General features: G+C 58.6%; 11 protein-coding genes. All 11 read right to left on the bottom strand.

All coding sequences use genetic code 11. The features are described 5' to 3' along the window. Positions 1–331 precede the first annotated feature (331 nt). The gene (tyrS, locus tag HMPREF0308_RS05135; protein ID WP_005529362.1) at positions 332–1591 is read right to left on the bottom strand and encodes a tyrosine--tRNA ligase; all 1260 of its coding nucleotides are present in this window, start codon (positions 1589–1591) and stop codon (positions 332–334) included. Between the two features lie 92 nt (positions 1592–1683). Next, positions 1684–1884, bottom strand: a complete 201-nt coding sequence (locus HMPREF0308_RS05130; RefSeq protein ID WP_005529360.1) for a Trm112 family protein — start codon at positions 1882–1884, stop codon at positions 1684–1686. Positions 1885–2000: 116 nt separating this feature from the next. Then, positions 2001–3434: an argininosuccinate lyase gene (gene argH, locus HMPREF0308_RS05125; protein ID WP_005529357.1), complete on the bottom strand. Its 1434-nt coding sequence runs from the start codon at positions 3432–3434 to the stop codon at positions 2001–2003. 2 nt (positions 3435–3436) lie between these two features. Next, the gene (locus HMPREF0308_RS05120) at positions 3437–4651 is read right to left on the bottom strand and encodes an argininosuccinate synthase (RefSeq protein WP_005529355.1); all 1215 of its coding nucleotides are present in this window, start codon (positions 4649–4651) and stop codon (positions 3437–3439) included. 112 nt (positions 4652–4763) lie between these two features. Beyond that, the gene (locus HMPREF0308_RS05115) at positions 4764–5249 is read right to left on the bottom strand and encodes an arginine repressor (protein ID WP_005529353.1); all 486 of its coding nucleotides are present in this window, start codon (positions 5247–5249) and stop codon (positions 4764–4766) included. A 3-nt stretch (positions 5250–5252) separates the two neighbouring features. After that, positions 5253–6173, bottom strand: coding sequence for an ornithine carbamoyltransferase (gene argF / locus HMPREF0308_RS05110; RefSeq protein WP_005529351.1), 921 nt, complete (start codon positions 6171–6173; stop codon positions 5253–5255). Continuing rightward, positions 6170–7339: an acetylornithine transaminase gene (locus tag HMPREF0308_RS05105; RefSeq protein ID WP_005529349.1), complete on the bottom strand. Its 1170-nt coding sequence runs from the start codon at positions 7337–7339 to the stop codon at positions 6170–6172. Before HMPREF0308_RS05105 ends, argF begins: the two co-directional genes overlap by 4 nt. After that, entirely contained in the window at positions 7336–8271 is a 936-nt protein-coding gene (gene argB, locus HMPREF0308_RS05100; RefSeq protein WP_005529348.1) for an acetylglutamate kinase, read from the bottom strand. Before argB ends, HMPREF0308_RS05105 begins: the two co-directional genes overlap by 4 nt. 21 nt (positions 8272–8292) lie before the next feature. Next, positions 8293–9474 carry a bifunctional glutamate N-acetyltransferase/amino-acid acetyltransferase ArgJ gene (gene argJ / locus HMPREF0308_RS05095; RefSeq protein ID WP_034656889.1) on the bottom strand — a complete coding sequence of 394 codons (1182 nt, stop codon included), beginning with the start codon at positions 9472–9474 and terminating at the stop codon, positions 8293–8295. An 80-nt stretch (positions 9475–9554) separates the two neighbouring features. Then, complete coding sequence (gene argC, locus HMPREF0308_RS05090) at positions 9555–10598, bottom strand: N-acetyl-gamma-glutamyl-phosphate reductase (protein WP_005529343.1); 1044 nt, start codon at positions 10596–10598, stop codon at positions 9555–9557. 266 nt (positions 10599–10864) lie between these two features. Beyond that, positions 10865–11289, bottom strand: a 425-nt coding sequence (locus tag HMPREF0308_RS05085; RefSeq protein ID WP_005529341.1) for a phenylalanine--tRNA ligase subunit beta-related protein, incomplete at its 5' end; no start/stop codon positions are given.

The following is an 11289-nucleotide window of genomic DNA, read 5'->3' as shown; positions in this document are numbered from 1 at the left end:
AGCTTAGTCAGCACAATCACGATCACCACAAAGTAGTAAAAAGTACATTGGCACACTATTGAGTTCTCAGACATCATTCGTATCGAATTCAACTGCTTCTATGAAGCACTTTACTTCGAACGGCTGGAATTCACATCCTAGTCAACATGTTTAGACCTTGTCAACCCGGTGTTAATCTCCGTGTCATCCGCTTGCCGCGGCGACTCGAATTAATATACGCACGGCTACAACACTTGACAAATCGCCTGCTTAAAAGCGAAAACCGCCCACCGATGGTGGACGGTTTTCAACGCACGCTGTGAAGGAGTTGTTCAACTCCTCTTAACGAGCGCTACGCAAGACGAGCGCCAGCGAAGTTCTTCTTTCCGCGGCGCAGCACCAACCAAGCACCGTGCAGCAGGTCTTCCGAGGATGGCTCCCAGTCTTCCGACTCAACGCGCTGGTTGTTGATGTATGCGCCGCCTTCCTTGATGGTGCGGCGTGCAGCACCCTTGGAATCTGCCAAGCCAGAGGCAACAAGCAAGTCAACGGCAGTACGCGGCTCGCCCTCACCAATCTCTGCAACGGTGGTTTCAGCGAGTGCACCTGCCAGAGTCTTCTCATCCAGGTCGCTCAGCTCGGCCTTGCCGAACAACGCTTGTGCCGCAAGCTCCACAGCCTTGGTGGCGTCTTCGCCATGGACGAGGTTCGTCATCTCCTGCGCCAAGCGGCGTTGAGCAGCGCGCTTGAATGGCTCTTCGGCCACGGCCTTCTCGTATTCTGCGATCTCCTCCTGGGTGAGGAAGGTAAACCAACGCAGGTAATCGATGACCACAGTATCGCCTGCATTAAGGAAGTACTGGTACCAAGAGTAAGCAGAGGTCTTCTCCGGATCCAGCCAGAGCTTGCCGCCACCGGTGGACTTACCGAACTTCTGGCCCGATGCATCAGTTACCAAAGGCACGGTCAGTGCATGAACCTTGGCGTTATCCATACGACGGTTCAAATCAACACCGAAGACAATGTTGCCCCACTGATCGCCACCGCCAATTTGCAGCACACAGTCGTATTCGCGGTGCAGGTGAACGTAGTCATTCGACTGCAGAAGCATGTACGAGAACTCCGTGTAAGAGATGCCGTCAGACTCAAGGCGACGCTTCACGGTGTCGCGGTCCAACATTGTGTTGAGGGAGAAGTTCTTTCCCACGTCGCGCAGGAACTCAATGACGGACATGTTCATGGTCCAATCCGCGTTGTTGACCATGATCGCAGGGTTGTCGCCCTCAAAGTCTACGAAGCGGCGCAGCTGCTTCTGGATTGCCTGCAGATTCTGTTCAATGGTCTCCATGCTGAGCATGGAACGCTCCCCCACGTCTCGAGGGTCACCAATGGTGCCCGTGGCACCGCCGGCCACAGTGATCGGACGGTGGCCGAATTGCTGGAAACGGCGCAGCATGATCATCGGCACCAGGTGGCCCGCATGCAGTGAGTCGCCAGTTGGGTCGAATCCGCAGTACAGCGTGATGGGCTTCTCGCACTCGTCACGCAGAGCCTCGAGATCGGTGGACTGGTTAATGAGGCCGCGCCAAGACAGCTCATCGATGATATTCATAAAAGACTTTCTTGATTAGAAGGTTGTGCTCGAAGAACACGAACCACGTGCAACTTGTACTAGGACTTGCCGCGGAGCTGCGGCTTTGAAAATTAGGACTCGTGTGCGGAGTACGGAGGCCAAGCCTGCGCATGGTCAACGAGCATCACTGGGATTCCGTCCTCAATGGGATAGGCCACGCCTAGACGCTCATTGACCAGAACTTCTTTGTCCTCGATATAGGTCAACGGGCCCTTGTCTTGTGGGCAGACCAAAATCTCTAGCAGTTGTGGATCAAGACTCATGGCGTTCATCCTACATCTCCGCACTACAGAGAGCGGCGTCGGCCCGCGAATACCTCGGAGGTAACTAACAAACAAAGAAAAGCCGACCATCCCCGAAGATTTCGAGATGGCCGGCAAGGTTAAGGCTAGTTGGCCGGAATAACCGGGGTCTGAGCCCACGCGCGGGACTGCGCGGAAAGCTCGTCCACGCGCTGACGTTGTTCGGCAACGCGCACTCCGGCGGTTCCGCCCTTGGTCGAGCGGGAGGCCACAGCACCGTCAATGGTGAGGACTTCGCGCACGGCAGGCAGCAGGCGCTTGTCGACGCCGGCGAGTTCCTCGTCGGTGAGATCCACCAGATCCACTCCCCGCTTCTCTGCAATCTGAACGCAGGCACCGGATGCTTCGTGCGCCTCTCGGAACGGCACACCTTGGCGCACCATCCACTCAGCTAGATCGGTAGCCAGCGTGAAGCCACGCGGAGCAAGTTCACGCATGCGGTCTTCGTGGAAGACAAGGGTGGAGACCAGACCGGTCATAGCGGGCAGCAGGAGGTTGAGCTGGGCCACCGAATCGACGATGGGCTCCTTGTCCTCTTGCAGATCGCGGTTGTAGGCCAAAGGCTGTGCCTTCAACGTCGCAAGCAGACCGGATAGGTTGCCGATGAGACGGCCCGTCTTGCCACGGGTCAGCTCGGCGACGTCGGGATTTTTCTTCTGCGGCATGATGGATGAACCGGTTGACCATGCGTCATCCAAGGTGACGTAGCCGTATTCCGGCGTGCACCAATAGATGATTTCCTCGGCCAGGCGCGACATGTCCACCGAGATTTGAGCCAACACGAAGGCGGTCTCAGAAGCGAAGTCACGAGAAGCAGTACCGTCCAAAGAGTTCTCTGCGGAGGAATCGAAGCCGAGTTCCTCTGCGATTGCCTCTGGATCCAGGTGCAGCGAGGAACCAGCGAGGGCGCCCGAGCCATACGGGGAAACCGCAAGGCGCTTGTCTAGGTCGCGGATGCGATCGACGTCGCGAAGCAGCGGCTGGGCATGTGCCAGCAACTGGTGCGCGAGAAGAATCGGCTGCGCGGCCTGCGAGTGCGTCTTGCCCGGCATAATGGCATCCGGGTGAACAGCCGCCTGCTTGGACAGCGCGTCAACCAGGTCGGTGACCTGAATAGCGATGTCGCGAACCGCGTCGCGCACCCACATCCGGAACAACGTAGCCACCTGGTCGTTACGGGAACGACCAGCACGCAGACGTCCGCCTACCTCTGGGCCAACAATGTCAATGAGCCCGCGCTCCATGGCGCCGTGCACATCCTCGTCGGTCGGCAGCGGGCCGAACTCACCGGAGGCCACCTTCTCCCCCAGCTCGGTCAAGCCGGAAAGCATGGTCTCAAGGTCGGCGTCGGAAAGCAGCCCTGCTTTATGCAGAACCTTGGCGTGCGCCTTGGATGCTAGAACATCGTAAGGTGCCAGCACCCAGTCGAAGTGAGTGGACACGGACAGGGCAAACATCGCCTCGGAAGGGCCGCCGGAGAAGCGGCCACCCCACAGTGCGCCCTCGTTGGTCTTGTGCATTTTTACTTTCCGGTTGGGAAACCGCCGTCGCGGTCACGCTGGTTAGAAATCTGGGTGGACAGGCCGTGCAGCTGGACAAAGCCCTTGGCTGCAGTCTGGTCGAAGGAATCGCCTGTGTCGTAGGTTGCCAGATCGAAGGAATACAGCGACTGGCCAGAGCGGCGACCGTTTACGGTAGCGGTGCCTGCGTGCAGAACCATGCGGATATCGCCCGAGACGTTCTCCTGGGAGGACTCGACGAATGCGTCCAAGGAGCGCTTCAGCGGGGAGTACCACAGACCGTCATAGACCTCCTCGGCCCAGCGAGCGTCAGTCAGACGCTTGTAACGCGCCAGCTCGCGCTCGACGGTGACGTCTTCCAGAGCCTCGTGTGCCTTGATGAGAACGATTGCACCTGGGGCCTCATAGACCTCGCGGGACTTAATACCGACCAGGCGGTCCTCGACCATGTCCAAACGGCCGATACCCTGTGCACCTGCGCGGCGGTTGAGCTCCTCGATTGCCTGCAGGACGGTGACCGGCTTGCCGTCGATAGCTACTGGCTTGCCCTTCTCGAAGGAGATGACAACCTCATCCGGAGCGTTACCCAGTGCTGGGTCCTCGGTGTAGGCGTAGAGGTCCTTTGTCGTCGGGTTCCACAGATCCTCCAGGAAACCGGTCTCCACTGCGCGGCCCCATACGTTCTGGTCGATGGAGAATGGCGAGGATGCGGACTGCTCGATTGGCAGGTTGATTTCCTCAGCGAAGGCGATGGCCTTGTCACGGGTCCATGCGTAGTCACGTGCAGGAGCAATGATTTCCAGGGAAGGATCGAGAGCACGGAAGGAAACCTCAAAGCGAACCTGGTCGTTGCCCTTACCGGTGCAGCCGTGGGAAACGTGGGTTCCGCCATGCTCCTGAGCAGCCTTGACCAGGTGCTTGGTGATGAGCGGGCGGGAGATTGCAGATACCAGCGGGTACTGCTTCATGTACATACCGTTTGCCTTGATGGTCGGCAGGCAGTACTCCTCGGCAAACTCGTCCTTTGCGTCGATGACGATCGACTCAACCGCACCACAATCGAGTGCACGCTGGCGTACGGACTCCATGTCCTCGCCGCCCTGACCGAGGTCAAGGGAGACGGCGACAACGTCGCCACCGGTCATCTTGGACAGGTATGGAATGGCGACGGACGTATCCAGTCCGCCAGAGTAAGCGAGCACTACGCGTGCAGTCATGATGAATCTCCTTGAGGGTTACTCGTCCGAAGTGCTTCGTCCGAGTGATTCTGTAGATTTCTGTGGGTTTTACTGAAGTAGAATTAATATTATACGACTAACCCTATAAAACTTAAATGGCGCGGGAAGTAAGTTTTAAGGCCAGCTCTTCCCCGGTTGTTCCTTCGCGTGCGAGAACAAAGATAGTGTCGTCACCGGCGATACAGCCAACGACGTCGCTAAGCCCAACGCGATCAATGAACGAAGCGAGGTACTGTGCGGCACCGGCCGGAGTACGCAGCATTGCGATATTTCCGGAGTGATCGTGGGAAACAACCAACTCTTCAAGCATACGGCGCAGTTTCTCACGCGGACCGTTCACTTGGTCTTCGAACTGCTCGAGCTCGCCGCCGACCATATAGAAGGAGCGGCCGCTATCGCGCTTAACCTTCTTCGCACCTAGCTCGTCCAGGTCGCGGGACAACGTTGCCTGCGTGATGTTGATTCCTTCATCGAGGAGCAGCTCAGAAAGCTGTACCTGGCTAGTCACCCTGGTGCGGTCCAAGATCTCCAGGATCTTGGCCTGGCGAGCATTGCGAGTGGTTGGTGTCGTGGTCATGTCTTAAGCGTTCTCCTTGTTATAAGCGAGTAGCCACACGAGCAAAGCCTTCTGCGCATGCAGACGATTCTCCGCCTCGTCAAAGACACGGGACTGCGGTCCATCGATTACCTCGGCGGAAACCTCACTGCCGCGATAAGCCGGCAAGCAGTGCAGGAAAATAGCATCATCCTTAGCCATTGCCATGACGTCGGCATTGACCTGATAAGGAATAAAAGGCGTACGGCGATCGAGCCCGTCAGCCTCCTGCCCCATTGAGACCCAGGTATCCGTGATGACGACGTCTGCGCCGCGCACAGCCTCGAGCGAGTCCGTTACGGTGATGGAGCCACGCTGCCGTGCGCGATCGACGAATTCCTGCTGGGGTTGGAATCCCTCCGGCGCGATAATCCCCACTTCCATGCCAGCGGTGGCAAATCCCAGCATGTAGGAGTTAGCCATGTTGTTGTTGCCGTCGCCGAGGTACACCGCCTTGCGGCCCTTCAGGTCGCCGAAGTTCTCACGGCAGGTCAGCAAATCCGCCAGGATCTGGCACGGGTGCAGGTCGTCGGACAAGGCATTCACGATGGGAACCGTGGCGGTCTCAGCCATCTCGAGGAAGTTTTGGTGGTCATACGTGCGCCACACGATTGCCTCCACAAAACGCGAGAGCACTGCTGCGGTGTCCTGGTACGTCTCCCCCTTGCCCATCTGCGTGGACTTGGTCTCGGTAACGATGGCATGTCCTCCCAAGTGGGCAATGCCTGCTTCGAAGGAGAAACGGGTACGCGTTGAAGTCTTATCGAACAAGACGGCCACTGATTTAGGGCCTTCGAGTGGCCGTTCTGAAAATGGTTCGGCCTTCAGCTTGAGGGCGAGGTCAAGGACCTCGGCCTGCTCAGCAGGCGACAAGTCATCGTCCGCTAGAAAGTGCCGCACACTCATGCACATACCTCCATTACAGCGAGGAGACGTTCAAGTGCCAAAGCGATCTCCTCGTCACTGATGACCAAAGGCGGGGTCAAACGCACAACGGACTTGTTTGGGGCGTTCAGAATCAGTCCCTGTTTGAGCCCCTCCGCGACGACTTCCTTAGCCACCGGCTTATTTAATACAACACCAAGCATAAGCCCTCGGCCACGTGTGCTGTCTACGAGTCCCGACTTTTCTACGCCTTTTGCCAGTTTTTCGCCCTTGCGGGTGACCTCAGTGAGGAACTCGGAATCAATTTCATCCAGCACGGCGTTCGCTGCAGCGCAGGATACAGGGTTTCCGCCGAAGGTCGTGCCATGGCTGCCGGGCTGGAAGAGATCCTTGGCAGCTCCCCTAGCGATGGTCGCGCCGATAGGAAGGCCAGCACCCAAACCCTTCGCCATCGTTACGACGTCGGGAAGCACGCCCTCATGCTGGAACGCAAAAAAGTCGCCGGTCCGTGCAACGCCTGTTTGCACCTCGTCAACCATCATGAGGATGCCGTACTCATCGCATAGCTCGCGCACAGCCTTGAGGAATCCGTCCGGAGCCGGAATCACTCCGGTTTCGCCCTGGATGGGCTCCAGAATGATAGCCGCAGTATCTTGCGGATCCTGTTCCACCAAAGTGCGCAGGTAGTCGATGTCGCCGTAGGTGTAGAACTCCACCCCGCCGGGGAATGGCTCGAAGGCATTGCGCTTACTCGGCTGCCCAGTCATGGCCAAAGAACCCATGGTGCGGCCGTGGAAACCGTGGTGCGCGGCGAGAATCCGGCGGCGGCCGGTCAAGCGTGCAAGCTTGAATGCCGCCTCGTTTGCTTCCGCGCCGGAATTGCAGAAGAAAACGCGGGCATCCCTGTCACCGATGCGTTCAATGAGCTTGCCTGCCGCATTCACCACTGGCTCGCTTGCAAAGAGGTTGGACACGTGGCCAACCTTGGCCACCTGTTCGCTGACTGCCTGCACTACCGCTGGGTGCCCGTACCCCAACGAGTTCACTGCGATGCCAGCGAGCATGTCGATGTAGGTTTTGCCCTCTTCGTCGGTGAGGGTAGCGCCCTTGCCGGATACGAACGCCACCGGCGGGGTTCCGTAGGTGTTGGTGATGACCTGGCCCCACTTCTCTGTTAGGTTACTCATGCGTTGTCGTCCTTCCTGAAGACGGTGCCCGCTGGGTAGTCTTCCCGCTTGTAGTTGTCAGGCAGCACCATCGTTCCGATACCACCCATGGTCAGCAGCTCGAGGAGAACTGCGTGTGCGATGCGTCCGTCAATAACGTGCGCAGCGCTGACTCCCCCGCGGACTGCATTGAGGCACGATTCCATCTTGGGGATCATGCCGCTGTCCAGGCCTGGAAGCAGGGCCTCCAACTGGCCACATTCAATCTTCGACACCAGCGAGTCCCTGCTGGGCCAATCGGTGTAGAGTCCCTCAACGTTGGTGAGGATCACCATGCGCTCTGCACCCACTGCCTTGGCGAGTGCGCCGGCAGCCGTGTCCGCATTGATGTTATAAACCGCGCCGTCTGCGCCTGGCGCAATGGTCGAAACCACCGGGATACGCCCGGATTCGACGATGTCCATCACCGCTGCCGGGTTGACGTCAATGATGTCTCCGACCATGCCGATGTCGGTGAGCTCGCCTTTAATGTCCACCAAGCGCTTGGTGGCGGTGAAAAGGCCGGCATCCTCACCGGAGGTTCCCACTGCATATGGCCCGTGCGAGTTGATGAGATTGACCAATCCGCGGCCGACCTGCCCAAAGAGCACCATGCGCACGACGTCCATAACCTCAGGCGTCGTAACGCGGAAGCCGCCCTTAAATTCGCCTTCGATGCCGAGTTTGCCGAGCATTTCATTAATCTGTGGGCCGCCACCGTGGACAACGATGGGCTTTGCGCCAACCGTACGCAGGAAGACCATGTCGGCCGCAAACGCCGCCTTGAGTCGGTCATCCACCATGGCGTTGCCGCCGTACTTGATCACCACGACCTTGTCCCGGAAGTGCTGCAACCAGGGCAGCGCCTCGGCCAGGACGTTGGCCCGATCTTGATTCGTGAGCCCCTGAAGCATGACTATTTCCTTGCTTTCCTTTTATGAGCTGTATGCGGAGTTGATTTCGACGTATGCGTGGGACAAGTCGGTGGTACGCACAAACGCCCTGCCCGGTCCGCCTGTTCCCAGGTCGACGCGGACATCGATGTCGGCGCCGGACAGATCGACGTCACGAGCACCCGGCGCACCGGTCGAGGCCAGGCACACAGGCTGATCGTTGAAGTACACGGAGATGTTGTCTGGGTCCATGTCAGCATCAGCCATTCCCACCGCTGCGAGCACGCGGCCCCAGTTGGGATCAGAGCCGAACATAGCGCACTTGAACAGGTTGTCGCGCCCCAAGGTACGCGCAGCGTTGAGAGCTTGTGCGTCGCTGCCGGTTCCCTCGACGGTGATGCGCACGCGCTTAGTCACACCCTCGGCGTCTGCTTGGAGCTGATCCGCGATGTCAGCGCACACTGCCAACGCTGCCGCGTTGAGCTCTTCTTGGCTGGGTTCCACGCCGGAAGCACCCGATGCCATCAGGATGACGGTGTCATTGGTCGAGGTGGAACCGTCCACGTCCAAGGTGTTGAAAGTCTGATCGGAGGCTTGCTGCAAGGCCTTCTGCAGAGCCTCCGGGCTGGCCACCGCGTCAGTGGTCAAGCACACCAGCATCGTGGCCAGGGACGGGGCCATCATTCCCACGCCCTTACCCATTCCGCCAAGGACCCATCCCTCGCCACGAGTCACGGCCTCCTTGGAAACGGTGTCCGTGGTCATGATGGCTGTCGCCGCTGCGCTCGAGTGCTCAGCACTGGTGCCGATTGACTCGACCACCACGTCAATGCCTTTGAGGACCTTGTCCATAGGCAAAGGTTCGCCGATGAGACCGGTCGAACACACGGCTACGTCACTGCTGTCGAGCGCAAGATGCTTGGCGACGGCGCTCACAGTGGCACGCGCATCTTGGTCGCCCTGGGCGCCGTTGCATGCGTTGGCGTTACCTGAGTTAAAGAGCACTGCCTTTAAGACGCCGTCGGCTACAGCTTCCCGCGAGACCTTAACTGGGGAGGCCACCACGCGATTGCGTGTAAACACCGCTGCCGCGTCAAAGTTGGGACCCTCGTTGATGACGAGAGCCATGTCTGATTTACCGGATGGCTTGATACCCGCTGTGGTTGCTCCTGCGCGGAAACCGGCTGCTGCAGTAACGCCGGTCTGAGTGGCCGAAGAAGTCATGATTAGTCCTTAATACGAGACGAAAATAGGGGGTGGATTCTGGAGTAGATAGGTGCCAGAGGTGGGTATGCCTGCAGGGCTTAAGGGGCGACTGCTGCTTGCGGCAAACCGGCGGTCTCATCCCAGCCCAGTGCAAGATTCATGCACTGCACAGCGGCGCCTGCCGTGCCTTTGCAGAGGTTGTCCAAGGCTGCAGTGATAACGAGACGTCGTGCACGCTTATCCACATGGGCCTGAATGTGCACCATGTTGGTGCCCACGACATTTTGGGTCTCAGGCTGCTGCCCCGTGGGAAGGACGTAACAGAATGGTTCGTTCGCATAGAAGTCTGCGAACACCTGCGCGACTTCCTCGGCGGTCACGCCGTCCCGCAACGGCGCGGTTACGGTGGCGAGGATGCCGCGTGGCATCGGCGCAAGTACGGGAGTAAAGCTCACCGAGACTGTGTCCTCAGTAAATGGTTGCAGATTCTGCACCACTTCAGGGGTATGCCGGTGGGTACCACCTGGCTTGTAGGCCTTGACGTTGCCCATGGTTTCGGCTCCCAGCTGCGCCACAGAAGCCTTCTTTCCAGCGCCGGATACGCCGGTGATAGCAATGACGGAGAGGTCTGGCTCAATCAGGTTTCCCTTAACAGCGGGAAGCGCCCCCAAGGTAATGGTGGTGGGGAAACAACCGGGAACTGCGACCCGGTTAGAGCCCTTAAGCGAAGCACGGTTTCCGGGAATCTCGGGGATACCGTAGGGCCATGCGCCCGCATACTGGCCGCCATAAAATTCATCCCAGTCGGCCTTGTTGCGAAGGCGGAAGTCAGCAGCACAGTCGATGACCACTACCTTCTCCCCCAGCTGGCGTCCAATCTCTGCGGAGTGGCCATGCGGGAGGGCAAGGAAAACTACGTCGTGTTGAGACAACACCTCTGGGGTGGTTTCGTCAATTATGCGGTCTGCCAGCTGCGGCAGATGCGGCATGAGTTCGGAGACCTTTTGCCCAGCATTCGAGCGCCCAGTCAGCGCGCCTATCTGCAGCTGTCGAGCGAAGTACGCAGGATGCGAAAGCAGGAGGCGAAGAATTTCGCCTCCTGCGTATCCGGTGGCGCCTGCAATTGCTACTGAAATCGTCATGCGCCCACCGTAGCAAATAATGCAACACACTGTAAGTTATTCAGGAAAATTTCCCATTAAAAAGCACGGGATGAAATCTGCCCTACCCCTCGCAAGGAAGCATTAGCCGACAATCCCCAGAATATGACCTACGACACAGTCCGTCAAGGATGCGGCAGCGCGGTGACGCCTTACACAGCGCATTAGGAAAGCCTTTCCCTCAGTAATCCACTTTGAGGGAAAGGCTTAGCTCTACTGCAACTTCAGCGGCTGGGGTTCCAGGCCTCCTAAGCGCGCATCTCCGCGCCGAGGCGTTGCTTGACCAGCTCGGCCGCTGCGAGGCGGTGCTCGTTAGCTTCCTCGTCAGTAAGAGTGCGGTCATCTGCCCGGAAGATGAGCTTGAACGCCAAAGACTTCTTATCCGCGCCAAGCTGCTCACCACGGAAGACGTCGAAAAGCTCTACTGCCTCGAGAAGCTCGCCGGCACCCTCTTCGACGACCTTGCGCACCTCTTCAGCAGGCGTGGACTCATCGACGATGAGCGCGATGTCCTGATGCAGTGCTGGGAAGGCAGACAAGACCGGTGCTGGGAAAAGCTCGTCGGTCGGCAACGCAGTGACATCGATTTCCATTGCGCACGTGCGTGCGGGAAGGTTCAGCGCCTCGAGAACCTGTGGGTGCAGCTCGCCTGCGTAGCCAACGATGATGGACT

The organism is Corynebacterium striatum ATCC 6940 (assembly GCF_000159135.1).
Taxonomy (GTDB): domain Bacteria; phylum Actinomycetota; class Actinomycetes; order Mycobacteriales; family Mycobacteriaceae; genus Corynebacterium; species Corynebacterium striatum.
Note: the sequence above shows the minus strand (reverse complement) of the source record. Positions and strands in the feature narration are given on the sequence as shown.

What these genes read in the sequence shown, in the direction of transcription:
- argH (WP_005529357.1), bottom strand. Translation starts at nt 3,434, where the DNA reads ATGCACAAGACCAACGAGGGCGCACTGTGGGGTGGCCGCTTCTCCGGC.
- HMPREF0308_RS05130 (WP_005529360.1), bottom strand. Translation starts at nt 1,884, where the DNA reads ATGAACGCCATGAGTCTTGATCCACAACTGCTAGAGATTTTGGTCTGC.
- argF (WP_005529351.1), bottom strand. Translation starts at nt 6,173, where the DNA reads ATGAGTGTGCGGCACTTTCTAGCGGACGATGACTTGTCGCCTGCTGAG.
- argC (WP_005529343.1), bottom strand. Translation starts at nt 10,598, where the DNA reads ATGACGATTTCAGTAGCAATTGCAGGCGCCACCGGATACGCAGGAGGC.
- argJ (WP_034656889.1), bottom strand. Translation starts at nt 9,474, where the DNA reads ATGACTTCTTCGGCCACTCAGACCGGCGTTACTGCAGCAGCCGGTTTC.
- HMPREF0308_RS05115 (WP_005529353.1), bottom strand. Translation starts at nt 5,249, where the DNA reads ATGACCACGACACCAACCACTCGCAATGCTCGCCAGGCCAAGATCCTG.
- argB (WP_005529348.1), bottom strand. Translation starts at nt 8,271, where the DNA reads ATGCTTCAGGGGCTCACGAATCAAGATCGGGCCAACGTCCTGGCCGAG.
- HMPREF0308_RS05105 (WP_005529349.1), bottom strand. Translation starts at nt 7,339, where the DNA reads ATGAGTAACCTAACAGAGAAGTGGGGCCAGGTCATCACCAACACCTAC.
- HMPREF0308_RS05120 (WP_005529355.1), bottom strand. Translation starts at nt 4,651, where the DNA reads ATGACTGCACGCGTAGTGCTCGCTTACTCTGGCGGACTGGATACGTCC.
- tyrS (WP_005529362.1), bottom strand. Translation starts at nt 1,591, where the DNA reads ATGAATATCATCGATGAGCTGTCTTGGCGCGGCCTCATTAACCAGTCC.